16 protein-coding genes and 1 pseudogene are annotated in these 18,857 nt (G+C 56.5%); 9 read left to right on the top strand and 8 right to left on the bottom strand.

Going from position 1 to position 18,857, the window contains the following annotated elements:
- The first annotated feature begins 60 nt into the window (after window positions 1-60).
- Complete coding sequence (gene yjjJ, locus Q3H59_RS17195) at window positions 61-1,383, top strand: type II toxin-antitoxin system HipA family toxin YjjJ (protein ID WP_309836007.1); 1,323 nt, start codon at window positions 61-63, stop codon at window positions 1,381-1,383.
- Here the strand turns inward: yjjJ and Q3H59_RS17190 are convergent.
- The gene (locus Q3H59_RS17190) at window positions 1,380-2,060 is read right to left on the bottom strand and encodes a YtjB family periplasmic protein (RefSeq protein WP_101762182.1); all 681 of its coding nucleotides are present in this window, start codon (window positions 2,058-2,060) and stop codon (window positions 1,380-1,382) included. The genes yjjJ and Q3H59_RS17190 overlap by 4 nt on opposite strands.
- 107 nt (window positions 2,061-2,167) lie before the next feature.
- Between Q3H59_RS17190 and serB the strand changes: the two genes are divergently transcribed.
- The 3 genes from serB to nadR all read left to right on the top strand — a co-directional run bounded on the left by serB (window position 2,168) and on the right by nadR (window position 5,876).
- Complete coding sequence (gene serB / locus Q3H59_RS17185; protein WP_101762181.1) at window positions 2,168-3,145, top strand: phosphoserine phosphatase; 978 nt, start codon at window positions 2,168-2,170, stop codon at window positions 3,143-3,145.
- 13 nt (window positions 3,146-3,158) lie between these two features.
- A complete protein-coding gene (gene radA / locus Q3H59_RS17180) occupies window positions 3,159-4,544 on the top strand; it encodes a DNA repair protein RadA (protein WP_309836004.1) in 1,386 nt (461 codons plus the stop codon).
- Window positions 4,545-4,649: 105 nt separating this feature from the next.
- The gene (gene nadR / locus Q3H59_RS17175) at window positions 4,650-5,876 is read left to right on the top strand and encodes a multifunctional transcriptional regulator/nicotinamide-nucleotide adenylyltransferase/ribosylnicotinamide kinase NadR (RefSeq protein ID WP_110867484.1); all 1,227 of its coding nucleotides are present in this window, start codon (window positions 4,650-4,652) and stop codon (window positions 5,874-5,876) included.
- Between the two features lie 50 nt (window positions 5,877-5,926).
- On the opposite strand, the gene ettA is transcribed toward nadR, so the two are convergent.
- Window positions 5,927-7,594, bottom strand: coding sequence for an energy-dependent translational throttle protein EttA (gene ettA / locus Q3H59_RS17170; RefSeq protein WP_008101764.1), 1,668 nt, complete (start codon window positions 7,592-7,594; stop codon window positions 5,927-5,929).
- A 232-nt stretch (window positions 7,595-7,826) separates the two neighbouring features.
- The gene (gene deoR / locus Q3H59_RS17165) at window positions 7,827-8,597 is read right to left on the bottom strand and encodes a DNA-binding transcriptional repressor DeoR (RefSeq protein WP_101762370.1); all 771 of its coding nucleotides are present in this window, start codon (window positions 8,595-8,597) and stop codon (window positions 7,827-7,829) included.
- 360 nt (window positions 8,598-8,957) lie between these two features.
- On the opposite strand from deoR, the pseudogene rbsK reads away from it, so the two are divergent.
- From rbsK to Q3H59_RS17140, 5 genes and pseudogenes are all read left to right on the top strand, one after another.
- Window positions 8,958-9,875: pseudogene (gene rbsK, locus Q3H59_RS17160) on the top strand (ribokinase).
- Between the two features lie 9 nt (window positions 9,876-9,884).
- Window positions 9,885-11,210 (top strand): L-fucose:H+ symporter permease, encoded by a 1,326-nt coding sequence (gene fucP / locus Q3H59_RS17155; protein WP_101762178.1) that lies wholly within the window; start codon window positions 9,885-9,887, stop codon window positions 11,208-11,210.
- Window positions 11,207-12,220 carry an aldose 1-epimerase family protein gene (locus tag Q3H59_RS17150; protein ID WP_309836001.1) on the top strand — a complete coding sequence of 338 codons (1,014 nt, stop codon included), beginning with the start codon at window positions 11,207-11,209 and terminating at the stop codon, window positions 12,218-12,220. The genes fucP and Q3H59_RS17150 overlap by 4 nt, the downstream gene beginning before the upstream one ends.
- Before the next feature lie 198 nt (window positions 12,221-12,418).
- On the top strand, window positions 12,419-12,805 hold the full coding sequence (locus Q3H59_RS17145) for a polymorphic toxin type 44 domain-containing protein (protein ID WP_192412430.1): 387 nt from the start codon (window positions 12,419-12,421) through the stop codon (window positions 12,803-12,805).
- Window positions 12,783-13,184, top strand: a complete 402-nt coding sequence (locus Q3H59_RS17140) for a hypothetical protein (protein ID WP_277974498.1) — start codon at window positions 12,783-12,785, stop codon at window positions 13,182-13,184. The genes Q3H59_RS17145 and Q3H59_RS17140 overlap by 23 nt, the downstream gene beginning before the upstream one ends.
- 85 nt (window positions 13,185-13,269) lie before the next feature.
- Here the strand turns inward: Q3H59_RS17140 and urtE are convergent, their stop codons facing one another.
- The 5 genes from urtE to urtA all read right to left on the bottom strand — a co-directional run bounded on the left by urtE (window position 13,270) and on the right by urtA (window position 18,849).
- Window positions 13,270-13,968, bottom strand: a complete 699-nt coding sequence (urtE, locus tag Q3H59_RS17135; protein ID WP_277974499.1) for an urea ABC transporter ATP-binding subunit UrtE — start codon at window positions 13,966-13,968, stop codon at window positions 13,270-13,272.
- A gap of 1 nt (window position 13,969) precedes the next feature.
- Complete coding sequence (urtD, locus tag Q3H59_RS17130) at window positions 13,970-14,761, bottom strand: urea ABC transporter ATP-binding protein UrtD (RefSeq protein WP_277974500.1); 792 nt, start codon at window positions 14,759-14,761, stop codon at window positions 13,970-13,972.
- Complete coding sequence (urtC, locus tag Q3H59_RS17125; RefSeq protein WP_309835998.1) at window positions 14,754-15,830, bottom strand: urea ABC transporter permease subunit UrtC; 1,077 nt, start codon at window positions 15,828-15,830, stop codon at window positions 14,754-14,756. Before urtC ends, urtD begins: the two co-directional genes overlap by 8 nt.
- Window positions 15,830-17,395 carry an urea ABC transporter permease subunit UrtB gene (gene urtB, locus Q3H59_RS17120; protein WP_277974502.1) on the bottom strand — a complete coding sequence of 522 codons (1,566 nt, stop codon included), beginning with the start codon at window positions 17,393-17,395 and terminating at the stop codon, window positions 15,830-15,832. Before urtB ends, urtC begins: the two co-directional genes overlap by 1 nt.
- Before the next feature lie 185 nt (window positions 17,396-17,580).
- Window positions 17,581-18,849 carry an urea ABC transporter substrate-binding protein gene (gene urtA, locus Q3H59_RS17115; protein WP_110867492.1) on the bottom strand — a complete coding sequence of 423 codons (1,269 nt, stop codon included), beginning with the start codon at window positions 18,847-18,849 and terminating at the stop codon, window positions 17,581-17,583.
- Window positions 18,850-18,857: the final 8 nt, after the last annotated feature.

Here is an 18,857-nt window from a genome sequence, read left to right as displayed (position 1 = left end):
TATGTTATTATCTATGCATGAATCTATTCATCAATCTATTCATCAGGTAAGGTGGCGGCAATGGCTGAGCTACAAAGTTTGCTGCTGGAAGGACCGCTTAGCGCGGCGGATCTGCTGGCTCGATTGCATATCAGCCAGGCCACGCTTTCACGCCAACTGCGTCAGCAGCCGCAGATTATCAAATGGGGCAAAGCGCGCGCGACGCGTTATGCGTTGCTGCGGCCCATCCGGGGTGAAAGCCGCTTCCCGCTGTATCGTATTTCTGCTGAAGGTCAGGCATCGCCCGCTGGCATCCTTTTGCCAACCTGGCCGCAGGGCAGTTGTCTGCATCTGGACCAGCACGATCAAGGCCGCTTTTATGACGGCTTACCGTGGTTTCTGCAGGAGATGCGTCCGCAAGGTTTTCTGGGCCGACAATGGGGCCGTGAATACGCGCCACAGCTCGGGCTGACGGATGATATTCGTCTCTGGAGTGATGAGCAGTGCCTGATGGCGCTGGCAAGCGGCGGCATCGATATGCCGGGCGCTTTTATTGTTGGCGACATGACATACCAGCGTTGGCTGCAACAGCCCGCACCGCAAGCCATCAGCGAGGCGCAAAAAATCGCGCGTTATCCGCTGATGGCACAACAGGCGCTGAGCGGCGATGAACCGGGCTCATCGGCTGGCGGCGAACAACCGAAATTCCTGTGCTATGCCGCAACGGCGAATGGCGATCGTCATTGTCTGGTGAAATTTACCGTCGCCCGTCAAAGTGATAATGCTGAGCGCTGGCGTGATTTGTTACGCGCGGAGCATCTGGCGTTGCAACATTTACTGGCGGCGGGATTGCCTGCCGCACATAGCCAGCTGATTGATAGTGAAGGACAATTGTTCCTCGAAGTGCAGCGTTTTGATCGCATTCATCAACGTGGTCGACGCTGCATGAGTTCATTAGAAGCGGTAAGCGCAGAGTTTATCGGCCATCAACAACACTGGCCGGATGCGCTGCGTGAGTTGCAGCGTCAGCAACGTGTTGATGCGGTAGCGGTTGAACGCGGGACTTTGCAGTGGGCGTTTGGACGACTGATTGCCAATAGCGACATGCACGCGGGCAATTTGTCTTTCTTTACTGATGAAGAACGTTTCAGCCTGACACCGGCTTACGACATGCTGCCGATGGCGCTGGCGCCCAATTCTCAGGGGCACATGCGCGATGAAGTCAAACTGACGCTGGATTTCGCGCTGCCAGGCGCCGTGTGGCGCGCTGCCAGCGCTATGGCGAAAATCTACTGGCAGGCGATTGCAGAGGATGCTGAGTTTAGCGCGAACTTCCGCAGCATTGCCGGGCAGGCATTACAGCAACTGGAAGCGATGGAAGTAACAATGCATAAAATGGCTTAACGCTCTTTTTCAGTCTCTGTGGTTGCTGCCGCCGCCTCTTCTTGCTCTTTCTCTTTATCCTCTTTCACCGTGCGGCTCGCCGTTAGCAGGAACGGCGATTGCTGCCAGCGGGTGCGACGGTCGCGCAGCAGGGTGCGCGTCAGGATAATGCCGATGGCCAGCGCCAGTAACATCATCAGGCGCAGGATGTTGGTGGTGTTATCCACCTGACGTGATTCCGTCACCAGCACGTGAGTATCCAGCGTGACGCGCAGGAAACCTTGCGGGCCATCTTTGCCTTCCAGCGGCTGCACAATTTGATGGTTGAAGTAGCTACCAGCGCGTTTGCCATCCAGCGACAGCCGATCGCGCACATTAATGCTTTCGCCGCTGTGCGCCACCAGGCTGCCATCATCGGCGTAGACGGAAGCATCAAGAATGCGGCTGTTGTCGGTCATCTGATTGAGGATGGCGGCAATCTGCGTGCGGTTATCGTCGCTGTTATCCATCAACGGTTTAAGGCTAAACGCCACCTGTTTGGTCAGCGTGCGCGCCAGTTCTTCCACTTGTTCAGAGCGAGCCATTTGATGGCCGAGGCTAAACCAGGATGCGCCTTGCATCAGAACCACTAACAGAGCCAGCGAGATAAGAACAATCACCGTGCGATGCAGGCGAAATTTCAGTGCGGTTTTAACCATCAGAAACCCGTGTGATGTAACAGCAGAAAGGCTGGCAATTATGTTGCCAGAACCCGCGCAGACAAGGTAGCCTCTTGCGTGGTTTTGTTGTCCCTACAGGAGCTGTAATGCCAAATCGTCTTACCTGGTGCGATCTGCCCGCCGATGTTTCACTTTGGCCGGGTTTACCCCTTTCCCTCAGCGGTGATGAAGTGATGCCGCTGGATTACCGTGCTGGTCGGACTGGCTGGTTGCTGTATGGGCGCGGGCTCGATAAACAAAAACTCACCGATTATCAGCATAAGCTGGGGGCGGCGATGGTGATCGTCAGCGCCTGGAATGTCGATGAGTATCAGGTGATACGTCTGGCAGGCTCGCTGACGCCGCGCGCCAGCAAACTGGCGCATGAAGCCGGTTTTGATGTGGCACCGCTCGGCAAAATCCCGCATCTGAAAACGCCAGGCTTGCTGGTGATGGACATGGATTCCACCGCGATCCAGATTGAGTGCATCGATGAGATCGCCAAACTGGCGGGTTGCGGCGAGCAGGTGGCGGAAGTCACCGAGCGCGCGATGCGCGGCGAGCTGGATTTCAAAGCTAGCCTGCGCGAGCGCGTCGGCACCCTGGCGGGCGCCGATGCCAATATCCTGATGCAAGTGCGCGATGCGCTGCCGCTGATGCCAGGCTTAACCACGCTGGTGCAGAAGCTGCAGGCGCTGGGCTGGCAGGTGGCGATCGCCTCGGGCGGCTTTACCTTCTATGCCGACTATTTGCGCCAGACGCTGCATTTAGCCGCGGCGGTGGCCAACGAGCTGGAAATTCGCGACGGCAAGCTAACCGGCCAGGTGCTGGGACAAATTGTCGACGCCCAATTTAAAGCCGATACCCTGAACGATCTGGCACAGCGCTTTGAAATTGCGCCGGAACAAACCGTGGCGATTGGCGATGGTGCCAACGATCTGCCGATGATTAAAACCGCGGCGCTGGGTATCGCCTATCATGCTAAACCTAAAGTGAATGAGCAGACGGAAATCATCATCCGACATGCTGACCTGATGGGTGTGTTCTGCATCCTGACCGGCAGCCTGATTCACGAAGAGCGTTAACTGAGGATTTGATTTGGCCAAAGCGGCAAAACGCGCCTTCGTTTGTAACGAATGCGGCGCTGATTATCCGCGCTGGCAGGGGCAATGCAGCGCCTGCCATGCGTGGAACACCATCACCGAGGTGCGCATTTCCGCCTCGCCTGCGGCGGCGCGTAATGAGCGCCTGAGCGGTTATGCCGGCGGCAACGCGGGCGTTAGCCGCGTGCAGAAGCTGTCGGAGATCAGCCTCGAAGCCCTGCCGCGTTTCTCAACCAGTTTCAAAGAGTTCGATCGCGTATTGGGCGGCGGCGTGGTGCCGGGCAGCGCCATCTTAATTGGTGGTAATCCGGGTGCCGGTAAATCGACGCTGCTGCTGCAGGTGATGTGCAAGCTGGCAGAAGGGATGAAAACTCTGTATGTCACCGGCGAAGAGTCACTACAACAGGTGGCGATGCGCGCCCATCGTCTGGGATTACCGACCGAAAACCTCAATATGTTGTCGGAAACCAGCATCGAGCAGATCTGCCTGATCGCCGAGCAGGAGCAGCCGAAATTGATGGTGATCGACTCGATTCAGGTAATGCACATGGCGGAGATCCAATCCTCGCCGGGCAGCGTAGCGCAGGTGCGTGAAACGGCCGCCTACCTGACACGCTTCGCCAAAACGCGCGGCGTGGCGATCATCATGGTCGGTCACGTCACCAAAGACGGTTCGCTGGCCGGCCCGAAAGTGCTGGAACACTGTATCGACTGTTCGGTGATGCTGGATGGCGACGCTGATTCCCGTTTCCGCACCTTACGCAGCCATAAAAACCGCTTTGGCGCGGTGAATGAGCTGGGCGTGTTCGCCATGACCGAACAAGGCATGCGCGAAGTCAGCAATCCGTCGGCCATCTTCCTGTCACGCGGTGATGAGATCACCTCGGGCAGTTCGGTGATGGTGCTGTGGGAAGGTACGCGTCCGCTGCTGGTCGAGATTCAGGCGCTGGTGGACCATTCGATGATGGGCAATCCACGCCGCGTCGCGGTGGGTCTGGAGCAGAATCGCCTGGCAATCCTGTTAGCGGTACTGCATCGCCACGGCGGCTTGCAGATGGCGGATCAGGATGTGTTTGTTAACGTGGTCGGCGGCGTAAAAGTTACCGAAACCAGCGTCGATTTGGCGCTGCTGATGGCGATGGTATCGAGCTTCCGCGATCGTCCGCTGCCGCAGGATCTGGTGATCTTTGGTGAAGTGGGCCTTGCCGGCGAAATTCGCCCGGTGCCGAGCGGCCAGGAGCGCATTTCCGAAGCGGCGAAACACGGCTTTAAGCGCGCCATCGTCCCGGCCGGTAATGCACCGAAGAAACCGGTCGAAGGGATGAAGGTGTACAGCGCGAAGAAGCTGGCGGATGCGTTAGCGATTCTGGATGAGTTGTAAGTTTTACCGGTCGGCATGAATGCCGACCCTACGTTTGTAGGGTGCGCATTTATGCGCACCGTCTTAAAGGCCGCACCGCCCTTTATTCCACGCAGGAGGCACTAAATGTCATCGTTTGACTACCTGAAAACAGCCATTCGCCAGCAAGGCCACACGCTGCAGCAGGTTGCCGACGCCAGCGGAATGACCAAAGGCTACTTAAGCCAGCTGCTCAACGCCAAAATTAAAAGCCCGAGTGCGCAGAAGCTGGAAGCGCTGCACCGTTTTCTTGGCCTGGAATTTCCGCGCCGCGATAAAACCGTTGGCGTGGTGTTCGGGAAATTTTATCCGCTGCATACCGGCCACATCTATTTAATCCAGCGCGCCTGCAGTCAGGTGGATGAGCTGCATATCATCATGGGCCACGACGAGCCGCGCGATCGTGAACTGTTTGAAAACAGCGCCATGTCGCAGCAGCCGACCATCAGCGATCGACTACGCTGGTTGCTGCAAACCTTCAAATACCAGAAAAATATCCGCATCCATTCGTTTGACGAAGAGGGCATTGAACCTTATCCGCACGGCTGGGATGTGTGGAGCGGCGGCGTCAAAACCTTTCTGGCTGAGCAGGGCATTGAGCCGAATTGTATCTACACCAGTGAAGAACCCGATGCCGCGATGTATGAGCAGCACCTCGGCATTCCGGCGGTGGTGATCGATCCCAATCGATCCTTTATGAACATCAGCGGCGGGCAGATTCGTCAGGATCCATTCCGCTACTGGGAATATATTCCGACCGAAGTGAAGCCGTTCTTCGTGCGCACCGTGGCGGTGCTGGGCGGTGAGTCGAGCGGCAAATCAACGCTGGTGAACAAGCTGGCGAACATCTTCAACACCACCAGCGCATGGGAATATGGCCGTGATTATGTCTTCTCACACCTCGGTGGCGACGAAATGGCGCTGCAATATTCCGACTACGACAAAATCGCGCTCGGTCAGGCCCAGTACATCGACTTCGCAGTGAAGTACGCCAGTAAAGTCGCCTTTATCGATACCGATTTCATCACTACGCAGGCGTTTTGCCTCAAGTACGAAGGTCGCGAGCATCCGTTTGTGCAGGCGTTGATTGATGAGTACCGTTTCGACCTGGTGATTTTACTGGAAAACAACGTGCCCTGGGTGGCGGATGGATTGCGCAGCCTCGGCAGCTCAATGGATCGTCGCGAGTTCCAGACCATGCTGATCACCATGCTGCGTGAAAACAATATCGAGTTTGTGCACGTTAAAGAAGATGACTATGACACGCGCTTCCTGCGTTGTGTCGAGTTAGTAAAGCAGATGCTGGGCAGCTGATTCAGCCATAAAAAAAGGCGCCTAATGGCGCCTTTTTCACAGCAACAGACTTACTTCGTCATACGCTTGTACTTGATACGCTTCGGCTCGAGCGCGTCGGCGCCGAGGGTGCGTTTCTTATACTCTTCGTACTCGGTAAAGTTACCTTCGAAGAACTCCACCTTGCCTTCATCCTGATAATCGATGATGTGGGTGGCGATACGGTCGAGGAACCAACGGTCATGCGAGATCACCATGGCACAGCCCGGGAATTCCAGCAGGGCGTTTTCCAGCGCGCGCAGAGTTTCGATGTCGAGGTCGTTGGTTGGTTCATCGAGCAGCAGCAGGTTGCCGCCGACTTGCAGCAGCTTGGCGAGGTGCAGACGACCGCGCTCACCACCTGACAGCTCACCCACGCGTTTGCCCTGATCGGTGCCTTTGAAGTTGAAGCGACCAACGTAAGCACGGCTTGGCATCTCGGTGTTGCCAACGCGCATAATGTCCTGACCGCCAGACACTTCTTCAAACACGGTTTTGGAATTGTCCATCGCGTCACGGAACTGATCAACCGACGCCAGCTTGACGGTTTCGCCCAGCTCGATGGTGCCGGAATCCGGTTGCTCCTGACCTGACATCATGCGGAACAGCGTAGATTTACCCGCGCCGTTCGGACCGATGATGCCGACAATCGCGCCCTTCGGTACGGAAAAGGTCAAATCGTCGATCAGCACGCGATCGCCATACGATTTCTTCAGGTTGGTCACTTCCAGCACTTTGTCGCCGAGGCGTGCGCCAGGTGGAATGAAGAGTTCGTTGGTTTCGTTACGCTTCTGGTAATCGGTGTTGTTCAACTCTTCAAAGCGTGCCAGACGGGCTTTGCCCTTCGACTGACGGCCTTTCGCGCCTTGACGCACCCACTCCAGCTCTTTCTCGATAGATTTGCGACGCGCCGCTTCAGAAGAAGCTTCCTGCGCCAGACGCTGATCTTTTTGCTCCAGCCAGGAAGAGTAGTTACCTTCCCACGGAATACCTTCACCGCGGTCCAGTTCCAGAATCCAGCCAGCCACGTTATCCAGGAAGTAACGGTCATGCGTGATCGCCACAACGGTCCCTTCGAAGTCGTGCAGGAAGCGCTCGAGCCACGCCACGGATTCGGCATCCAGGTGGTTGGTCGGTTCATCGAGCAGCAGCATGTCTGGCTTTTCCAGCAGCAGACGGCACAGCGCAACGCGGCGGCGCTCACCACCGGAAAGGGTAGCGATTTTGGCATCCCAGTCTGGCAGACGCATCGCATCGGCGGCACGGTTCAGCTGGGTATCGAGGTTGTGACCATCGTGCGCCTGGATCACTTCTTCCAGACGGCCCTGTTCAGCGGCCAGCTTGTCGAAATCCGCATCGGGATCGGCATACAGCGCATACACTTCGTCGAGGCGCTTCAGCGCGCCAACCACTTCGGATACCGCTTCTTCAACGGATTCACGCACGGTGTGCTCCGGGTTCAACTGCGGTTCCTGCGGCAGATAACCCACATTGATGCCCGGCTGTGGGCGTGCTTCCCCTTCGATATCGGTATCGATACCGGCCATGATGCGCAGCAGCGTCGATTTACCCGAGCCGTTCAGGCCGAGTACACCGATTTTTGCTCCAGGGAAGAAGCTAAGAGAAATATTCTTCAGGATGTGACGCTTCGGCGGAACGACCTTGCCGACGCGATGCATGCTATAGACGAATTGAGCCACGTTGTATTGAGCCTTTTGGTCTGTGAGTTATGAACTTTAGGTACAGAAGTTTAGCTGTTTTCACCCTTTATTCATACCCGTCATACTTCGCGCTGCAGGTGCGTTGGCTGCGTGTGTCCACCCCAGTCACATACCAATGTATGCTCCTGGGGATGAACCCACTTGCCGCCTTCCTGCAACACGAAGTATTTAGGGTCTGGTTTTGTTTCCCGGTAATAGAAACAGAGGAATTCTAAGCTTTAGGCAATCGCAGCGGAATATTCTGTTGTGCCAGCCAGCTCTTCAGCGCCGGTTCGGGTGCGCTATCGCTGACCAGCAAATCAAAACGGCGCAATTCACCGATACGCGCGGGCAGCACTTTGCCAAATTTACTGCTGTCCGCCACCAGCACGCGCTGACGTGCGCGCAGCATCGCGTGGTGCTTCATCGCCAGCTCGTTAATGTTGTAGCAGGTGGCGCCCTGTTCCTGATCGATACCTGCCGCCGAAATAAAGGCCAGCGTCGGGCAGAGATCGTCGAGGATCGAGTGCGCGCCAATCGGCGTGAACAGCGCGTTATCGGCGTGGAACTCACCGCCGCTCAGGATCACGTTGCAGGCCGGTTTCTCTTTCAACGCCAGGAAAGTGTTCATCGCGCAGCAGATGGCGGTGAACGGCAAGGTGTCAGGAATCGCATCTACGATGTACGGCAGCGTGGTGCCGCAATCAAAAAATACCGTGTCATTTTCACTGATCAGATCCGCAGCAGCCTGCGCCAGGCGCTGTTTGCGTGCGGCGTTCTGACCGTGCTGATCGGAGATGAAATAGTGTCCGGCGTGGCTTTTCGGATCGCTGACGATATAGCCGCCCAGCAGCACCACGGTTGAAGCCGGTTCGGTGAGATCGCGGCGAATGGTCATTTCCGACACGCCGAGCAGCTGCGCCGCGTCTTTCAGGTGCAGTTTATCGGTGCGTTTCAGCGCCTGAGCCAACTTGTGAATACGTTCGTCGCGCCGGGTTTCCATGATCATCTCTGCGTAATTAATCCTGAAGTCGAAGTGGCCTGGTCAAAAATCACGATAAATCTCACATATTTTAATGATTTGCGACGTATCCAGCAGGCCAGTTTTCAATCTTACCTGTAATGAGATCGGCCCGCAAACCTCATGCAATGCCGCCAACGTGTTGCTCTCAAGCCGCTTCGCTCTGATTCTCAATGTTGTTCCATTGTTAGAATAATAACATTCATTTCTACCAATTAATGGCTGTTTATCGGCTTTTTATCAGGATGTCGAGGTGTGAAATTTATCACACAATTAACTTTATTAACCTGATATTGTTATTTTAATAACATTATAAAGCTAAAAATTCACCGGGAGAAAACAATGGATATTGCGGTTATTGGGTCAAATATGGTGGACCTCATTACCTATACCAATCAGCTGCCTAAAGCGGGCGAAACGCTGGAAGCACCCGATTTTGCCATCGGCTGCGGGGGTAAAGGTGCCAATCAGGCTGTGGCAGCGGCGAAGATGGGCGGCAGCGTGATGATGGTGAGTAAAGTCGGCGACGATCTGTTCGCGCCGAATACCGTGGCCAATCTGCAGCAGCAAGGCGTTGATACCCGCTTCGTCACCACCGCGCCAGGCACCTCCAGCGGCGTGGCACCGATCTTCGTCGACGATCAGTCGCAGAACCGCATTCTGATTATCAAAGGTGCCAACCAGCAGTTGAAGCCAGCCGATATCGATGCCGCCGCCGAAGCACTGAAAAGCTGCCAGTTGATCATCCTGCAGCTGTAGATCCCGCTGGAGACTGTTTATTACGCCATTGATTTTGCCCGTCAGCATGACATCAAAGTGATCCTCAATCCGGCACCGGCGGTGGCGGATCTCAATATCGACTACGCCTGCAAATGCGACTTTTTCATGCCGAATGAAACCGAGTTGGAGATCCTCACCGGCATGCCGGTCACCACGGATGAAGAGGTGAAGCTGGCGGGGCAATCGCTGCTCAAACGCGGGCTGAAAAACCTGATCATCACGCTGGGCGGGCGCGGTTCGCTGTGGATGTCTGGCGACAGCGTGCATCAGGTTGCCCCCACCGCGGTAAAAGCGGTGGATACCAGCGGCGCGGGCGATGCCTTTATCGGCTGCTTCGCCCACGAGTTGGTGAAAAGCGGCGATATCCCGGCCGCGATGGCGCAAGCCTCGGCTTATGCCGCCTGCAGCGTGACCGGTCGCGGCACGCAGCGCTCCTATCCCGACGCGGAAACCTTCCAGCGTTTTCTCAACGTTCACTGAGGTCGAGTTATGCAACCGAACATTGTTCAGCAATCTGATGGCTATCTGAATAAAACGCCGCTGTTCCAGTTCATTTTGCTCTCGTGCCTGTTCCCGTTGTGGGGCTGTGCGGCGAGTCTGAACGACATCCTGATCACCCAGTTCAAAAGCGTGTTCGCGTTAAGCGATTTCGCCAGCGCGCTGGTGCAGAGCGCGTTCTACGGCGGCTACTTCCTGATCGCTATTCCGGCCTCGCTGGTGATCCGCAAAGCCACCTATAAACTGGCGATTTTATTGGGCCTGGCGCTGTATATTGTGGGCTGCGTGCTGTTCTATCCTGCGTCGCACATGGCAACCTACACCATGTTCCTGGCAGCGATTTTCGCCATCGCTATCGGTTTGAGCTTCCTCGAAACCGCCGCCAACACCTACAGCTCGATGATTGGTCATCGCGATCACGCCACGCTGCGCCTGAATATCAGCCAGACTTTCTATCCGGTGGGCGCACTGATGGGCATCGTGCTGGGCAAATATCTGGTGTTTCAGGAGGGCGACAGTCTGGAAAGTCAGCTGGCCGGCATGAATGCGGAACAGGCGCATGCGTTCCGTCTCACCATGCTGGAGCACACGCTGGAACCCTACAAATATCTGGTGATGGTTTTGGTGGTAGTGATGCTGCTGTTTCTGTTCACCCGCTATCCGCGCTGCAAACCGGAAAGCAGTGAAAAATCGTTGCCGTCGCTCGGCGAAACTTTCCGCTATCTGGCGGCGAATCGTCACTTCAAACGCGGGATTCTGGCGCAGTTCTTGTATGTCGGCATGCAGGTGGCGGTGTGGTCGTTCACCATTCGTCTGGCGCTGACGCTCGGCGCGGTCAATGAGCGCCATGCCTCTAACTTTATGATTTACAGCTTCATCGGCTTCTTTATCGGTAAATTTATCGCCAACGTCCTGATGACGCGCTTCCGTGCGGAAAAAGTGTTGATTGCCTACTCGCTGCTGGGTGTTCTGGCGCTGGCGTATGTGATGTTTGTGCCGAACTTTACCGCCGTGTATGCCGCCATCCTGGTCAGTGCGCTGTTTGGTCCGTGCTGGGCGACGATCTACGCTGGAACGCTGGCTACCGTCGATAACAAATACACCGAAGTGGCGGGCGCGTTTATCGTGATGTCGATTGTCGGTGCTGCCTTTATTCCTGCGATTCAGGGCTTCGTCTCCGATCATCTGGGCTCGATGCAGCTGGCGTTCGGCGTTTCGCTGCTGTGCTTCGCCTGGGTGGGTTACTTCTTCTGGGGCGAGCTGCGTCATAAAAAACAGGCAGAAGCAGCCGGTCGTTTAGTTGAGGAGATGCCATGAAAACCCGTTTACCGTTACGTCGTGAGCAGTTTCATGAAACGCCAGCCACGCTGCTGCGCAACGAGACGTTCCACGTCGAGCTGTTTCGCTATCCCGCAGGTGTGGAAGCGGTGTGCATCAGCAATCCACGCGGCACGGTGATCGTACTGCCGTTTTACGGTCAGATGGTGTGGGACGCTAACTTTGACGGCCATTCGCTGACCATGAGCCACAGCTTTAAGCAGCCGCTGCCCGGCAGTTCGATCATTGATACCTACGGCTGTTTCGCTTTCCACTCCGGGCTGCTGGCCAACGGCTGTCCGGCAGAGGATGACGATCATCCGCTGCATGGCGAAATGGCCTGCGCGCGCATGGACAGCGCATGGATCGTGCTGGAGGACGATCGCCTGTCGCTGGAGGGCGAAACCGAATATGTGAAGGGCTTTGGCCATCACTATCTTGCCGCACCGGCGGTGCGCCTTGAGGCCAATGCTGCGCGCCTGCACATTGAGATGAACGTCACTAACCTGGCAGGCGCTCCGATGCCGCTGCAGTATATGTGTCATCTGAACAGCGCCTGGCTGGATCAAGGGCGTTTCCAGCAGTCGATCCCGACCGGTGCGTTCCAGCTGCGCAGCTCGATCCCGGCGCACGTCAAGCCTACCCCACAGTGGCGCGCATATACCGATCAACTGGCGCGCGATCCGCAGGCGTTTCAGCAGCTGGATCAGCCGCAGATGTGCGATCCGGAGATCGTGTTTTTCGCCGACGATCTCCAGCAGTACGGCGATGAGATGCAGTTCGAGCTGCACTCACCGCAAGGGTTTGCCCTGATGACGCGCTTTTCCAGCCAGCAATTCCCGCACGCCACGCGCTGGATGCTGCATAACCGCGATCAGCAGGTCGCCGCCTATGTGCTGCCGTCAACCTGCCGCCCGGAGGGTTTCAAAGCCGCACAGCGCGCTGGCACGCTGATTGAGCTGGCCCCCGGCGAACAGCGCCATTTCAGCGTTGAGACCGGGATTTTGTAATCAATGGCGGTCTTAGGATCGCCATTTTAAAATCAATATCAACAGCGGATGTTGATATTAAAAATCATTTAAAAAATATCAAATATACCCCTATCTCCCCTCGGTTAATTGCAATGACCTAATGATTTAGATCAAATTATTAAATAAGAGGATGTGCATTATAGTAATTTGATTTAAATTTACGTTCAGGGAAGGGTTATGGCATCTGTACCGATAGGACCTGGTGCATTAATTATTCAGAATAATATGCGTGAAGCCAGATGTAATGGTATGTCGAGAGGTATGGCGACACCGGCAACCTATTACTGGTTTTATCAAAAAGTACGCAATCGCGGCCCTTGGGATTACAAACAATTCGACTTCAATTGGGCTGCTTTTGGAAACTTCAATTTTGGCGCTTCAGGCAGAGCGGCTGGCATACCCGATGACATTTTGCTGATGGGCGCGGGATTTGCTCAAACACTCGCTGGCACATCAAAACCTCGCTGGGGAAAGTGGTATGATGTTCCTCCCTATGGAGATGATCCCACAGATCAACGCAATATACGCGAGGGAATTGAGTATGCTAAACAGCACGGTTATTAAGCGATTTCATTTGATACTGACTCTTCTTTTGCTGATTATTATTGGTTTTTTAGTCATCGGTAATGAAAGCTCACGCGATAATGATGTGTTGAAGCGTAGTCAAAAAATCAATCAATCTTCCTGGCTATATATGACTGAATACAGTGCTGGCGGTGCCACTGTTCCTGTTATTTATCGATATTATTTAACCAGTGAGATTACCGGCAACGAAAAACAAGTTTTAAATAAACTTAAAACGTTGGAACCTCTCATTGAAGGTGTAGGAAGCATCCGCTCAATTAACATATCAGCTAATGGGCATATCACCTTTGGATGGAGTGGAAAAATAGTGTCAGTGAGCAGTAAAGTTGGCACGGCAGATTTTGAATTTGAAAATTAATTAAAATATTTAAAATGCTCGAAACGACGTGCCTCCTGCTTGTAGACGCGGCCGTTAAGCCGCTCTTTTGAATTATCAAGCTCAACTAAATCGCTACTAATCCGCGTACGCCGTCGGCTTCCATGGCGGATCCGGCGCCGCGCTGCACGATCTCGCCGCGCGACATCACTAGATAGCTGTCGGCCAGTTCGGCGGCGAAATCATAAAACTGCTCAACGAGCAGGATCGCCATATCGCCGCGCTGCGCCAGCTGGCGGATCACCGCCCCGATCTCCTTGATCACCGACGGCTGGATCCCTTCGGTTGGCTCATCGAGGATCAACAGCTTTGGTGAACAGGCGAGGGCGCGGCCAATCGCTAATTGCTGCTGTTGTCCGCCCGACAGGTCGCCGCCGCGGCGCGCTTTCATCTCACGCAGCACCGGAAACAGTTGATAGATCTCCTCCGGCACCGCTTTGGCCTGTGCGCCAGAAAAACGCGCCAGCCCCATCAGCAGATTCTCTTCCACCGTCAGACGCGGGAAGATTTCGCGCCCCTGCGGCACATAAGCGATACCGGCCTGCACGCGCTGATGCGGCTTGCGGCTGTTGATCACATTATCCTGCCAGCGAATTTCGCCGGATTTAGCCGGAATCAGCCCCATCAAACATTTCAGTAACGTGGTTTTACCCACGCCGTTACGTCCCAGCATGCAGGTAATTTCACCCGGCTTCGCTTCAAACGACAGGCCGCGCAGAATGTGGCTGCCGCCGTAATATTGATTCAGTTCCGCGACTTGCAGCATGTTAACGCCCCAGATAAACGTCGATAACCCGATCGTCCGCCTGCACTTCGCGTAACGATCCCTCGGCCAAAACCTGGCCCTGATGCAGCACGGTGACGTGATCGGCAATGGTTTCAACAAAGCCCATGTCGTGCTCGACCACCATCAGCGAATGCTTGCCGGCGAGGCTGCGAAACAGCTCGGCGGTGTATTCGGTTTCGGCATCGGTCATGCCGGCTGCCGGTTCATCCAGCAGCAGCAGATGCGGGTCCTGTACCAGCAGCATGCCGATTTCCAGAAACTGCTTTTGACCGTGCGACAGCAAACCGGCTTTGCGCTGACGCTCGCCGCCCAATCGCAACAGTTTTAGCACCTCATCAATGCGATCCTGCTGCTCGCTGTTCAACCGCGCGCGCAGGCTGGCCCACACTGATTTGTCGTTTTTCAGCGCGATTTCCAGATTCTCAAACACCGTCAGCGCTTCGAATACCGTGGGTTTCTGGAACTTGCGCCCAATACCGGCGCGCGCGATCTCCACCGGCGACATTTTGCTGAGATCGGTATCCTGGTCGTAGATCACCTGGCCATTATCCGGCCGGGTTTTACCGGTGATCACATCCATCAGCGTGGTTTTTCCCGCGCCGTTGGGGCCGATCACGCAGCGCAGTTCGCCCACGCCGATCTTCAGTGAGAGATCGGTGAGCGCACGAAAGCCGTCGAACGACACGTTGATCTTCTCCAGCTGCAATACCGGATCGCTTTGTTCACGATAGCGATCCGAGGGATGAGGTTGGGTAAACAGGTGTTCAGTCATCACGCCTCCGGCGCAGCAGGCCAATCACGCCACGCGGCAGGAACAGCGTGACCAGGATAAACATCAGGCCAAGGAAAAACAGCCAATATTCCGGGAAGGCGACGGTGAACCAGCTTTTGGCTCCGTTAACGATGGCCGCGCCAAGCAGCGGACCAATCAGCGTGCCGCGTCCGCCCAGCGCCACCCATATCGCCGCTTCAATCGAGTTGGTTGGCGACATTTCGCTGGGGTTGATAATGCCAACCTGCGGCACGTAGAGCGCGCCCGCCAGCCCGCACAGCACCGCCGACAGCGTCCAGACAAACAGCTTGAAGCCTTTGGGATCGTAACCGACGAACATCAGGCGGTTCTCCGCATCGCGCACCGCGGTCAACACGCGGCCAAACTTGCTGCGTGCCAGCGCGAAGCCAATGCCGAGGCTGACCAGCAGCAGCAGCACCGTGGCGACAAACAGCCCAATACGTGTGCCGGTAGCGGTGACGTTAAAGCCGAGCAATGTGGTGAAGCCGGTAAAGCCGTTATTACCGCCGAAGCCGGTTTCGTTGCGGAAAAACAGCAGCATGCCAGCGTAGGTCAGCGCCTGCGTCATGATTGAGAAGTAAACGCCTTTGATTTTCGAGCGGAAGGCGAAGAAGCCAAACACCAGCGCCAGTAAACCCGGCACCAGCATGGTCAGGCACAGCGCCCAGACAAAATGTTGCGTGCCCGCCCAAAACCACGGCAGCTCACTCCATGAAAGAAAAGACATGAACGCGGGCAGGCCGTCGCCGGAGGCCTGGCGCATCAAATACATGCCCATCGCATAGCCGCCAAGCGCGAAGAACAGGCCGTGACCGAGCGACAGCAGCCCGGCGTAACCCCACACTAAATCGAGCGCCACCGCGACCACTGCGTAACAGAGAATCTTGCCGACCAGCGTTAGCGTGTAGGTGGAGATCGCCAGCGGATGGGTGGCGGGCAGCAGGGCGCAGAACGGCAGCGCCAGCAGCAGCACAGCGATCACCACGCCGAGGCTGAGCGTCAGGCGTGGCGCTTTGCGCGCAATAGTTAACGTCATTGGCTGGCTCATCAGTCAATCACCCTCCCTTTGAAGGCAAACAGGCCCTGCGGACGTTTCTGGATAAACAGCACGATCAGCACGAGGATGAGGATTTTTCCCAGCACCGCGCCAATCTGCGGCTCCAGCACTTTGTTAAGAATGCCAAGACCAAAGGCCGCGACCACGGTGCCCGCCAGTTGGCCGACGCCACCCAGCACCACCACGAGGAAGGAGTCGATGATGTAGCCCTGACCGAGCTCCGGCCCGACGTTGCCGAGCTGTGACAGCGCCACGCCGCCGAGTCCGGCGATGCCAGAACCGAGGCCAAACGCCAGCATATCGATGCGTCCGGTCGGCACGCCGCAGCAGTCAGCCATTGCGCGGTTCTGCGTCACGGCGCGCACGCTCAGGCCGAGACGGGTTTTATTCAGCAGCAGCCAGGTGAGGCCCAGCACGGCAAACACGAACAGGATCACCGCGATACGGTTGTACGGCAGCACCAGATTCGGTAACAGCTGCAGCCCGCCGGAGAGCCAGCCTGGGTTAGCCACTTCCAGGTTCTGCGCGCCAAACAGCATGCGCACCAGCTGAATCAGCATCAGGCTGATACCCCAGGTGGCGAGCAGCGTTTCCAGCGGACGTCCGTACAGATGGCGGATGATGGTGCGCTCCAGCAGCATGCCCATGCAGGCGGTGACCAGAAAGGCCACCGGCAGCGCCAGCAGCGGATACCAGGCCAGCCACTGCGGTGCGAACTGCTGGAACAGGCTTTGTACAAACCAGGTGGCGTAGGCACCCAGCATCAGCATTTCGCCGTGCGCCATGTTGATTACGCCCAGCAGGCCGTAGGTGATCGCCAGACCGAGCGCGGCCAGCAGCAGAATCGAACCGAGCGACAGGCCGGTAAACGCCTGACCGAGCAGATCGCCCCACATCAGGCGCTGTTTAATCTGCTTCAGGCTGGCGGCGGCGGCATCACGCACGCTGGCATCGGGTTCATTGCTGGCCTGGGTTAAGCGCGTGAGGCTGGCCTGCATGTTGGGATCGCTGGATTCGCCGAGCAGTTTGACAGCCTTAAGGCGCAGCGCCGCATCCGGGCTGGCGAGTTGCAGGTTGGCCGCTGCCATCAGCAGTACGTCGTGCACTTTCGCGTCTTTTTCCAGCGTCAGACGCTGCTCAATCAGCGGCAGCATATCGGCGACGCCATCATTTTGCAGTTGTTGTGCGGCACGTAAACGGATCGCGGCATCATCGCTCACCAGCTGATGGGCGGCGAGGGCGCTGGCGATCAATACGCGCAGGCGGTTGTTCATGAACAGCTTTTTGGTGTCGCCGTCGGGCTGTTGCGCGCTGTCGAGCGGCTGCAACGCTTCGCCTTGTTTGCTGAACGGCTGCTGTTTTTGGTCGATGACCACGGTTTCATTGCGCAGCGCCTGCAGCAGCGGCAAGCGACTGGCCTGCGGTGCGGCGGCCCACTGCTGGAGCAGCGTGGCTTGTTGCGCGCGGCTGGCGGCCGCGAAGTCTGCGCCATCGCCCGCCTGGGCGAGCCAGGGCAGCAGTAACAGCAGACAGCAGAGATAACGGCGGATTGTCATGGTTCTGGCCCTGATGGTGAGAAGTTGTTTTGGTTTGGATTGGTGTGGCTGTCCCCCTCCTCGGTCCTCCCCCATAAATGGGGGAGGAAGACGTTGCCCAATGCCAGCAATGAACATGCATGTGGCAGCGTCTCCTTCCCCCATTTATGGGGGAAGGCCGGGATGGGGGACAGCCAGCACAACCCCTACTGCGTTGATTTCACCGGATGGTCCGGCTTCTTATCGTTACCCGCGATGTACGGGCTCCACGGCTGGGCGCGTACCGGTTGCTCGGTCTGCCACACCACGTTGAACTGACCGTTCTCTTCCACTTCACCAATCATCACTGGCTTATGCAGGTGATGGTTGGTTTTATCCATGGTCAGGGTGAAACCGTCCGGGGCTTTAAAGGTCTGTCCCGCCATCGCCGCGCGCACTTTATCCACATCGGTGGTGCCCGCTTTCTCTACCGCCTGCGCCCACATGTGCAGGCCAACGTAGGTCGCTTCCATCGGGTCATTCGTCACCACGGTGTTGGCGTTCGGCAGGTTGTGCGCCTTAGCGTAGGCGCGGTAATCCGCGACGAACTTCTGGTTAGTTGGGTTATCCACCGACTCGAAGTAGTTCCACGCCGCTAGCTGACCGACCAGCGGTTTGGTATCAATGCCGCGCAACTCTTCCTCGCCGACGGAGAAGGCGATCACCGGGATATCCGTGGCTTTGATGCCCTGATTGGCCAGTTCTTTGTAGAACGGCACGTTGGAGTCGCCGTTGATGGTGGAGATCACCGCGGTTTTGCCACCGGCAGAGAACTTCTTAATGTTGGAGACGATGGTCTGATAATCGCTGTAACCAAACGGCGTATAGACCTCTTCGATGTCTTTATCCTGTACCCCTTTGGTGTGCAGGAAGGCGCGCAGAATCTTGTTGGTGGTGCGCGGATAGACGTAGTCGGTGCCCAGCAGGAAGAAGCGTTTCGCGCTGCCGCCATCTTCACTCATCAGGTATTCCACCGCCGGAATCGCCTGTTGGTTCGGCGCGGCGCCGGTGTAGAACACGTTCGGCGACATCTCTTCGCCTTCGTACTGCACCGGATAGAACAGCAGGCCGTTCAGCTCCTCAAACACCGGTAGCACCGATTTACGCGATACCGAAGTCCAGCAGCCAAACACCGCCGCCACTTTGTCTTGGGTCAGCAGCTGGCGCGCTTTCTCAGCGAAAAGCGGCCAGTTGGAGGCCGGATCGACCACCACCGGTTCCAGCTTTTTGCCCAGCACGCCGCCTTTGGCGTTGATCTCATCGATAGTCATCAGCGCCACATCCTTCAGCGGCGTTTCGGAGATCGCCATGGTGCCGGAGAGCGAGGACATAATGCCCACCTTGATGGTGTCAGCAGCCTGCGCCGCAAAGGCAAAGCCCATGCTGGCCACAGAGGCAGAGAGCGCGAAAGCCTTGAGCAACGAACGTCTTTTCATCAGTAAAA

The sequence above is a fragment of the Pantoea sp. SORGH_AS_0659 genome (assembly GCF_031453915.1).
GTDB lineage: Bacteria > Pseudomonadota > Gammaproteobacteria > Enterobacterales > Enterobacteriaceae > Pantoea > Pantoea leporis.
Note: the sequence above shows the minus strand (reverse complement) of the source record. Positions and strands in the feature narration are given on the sequence as shown.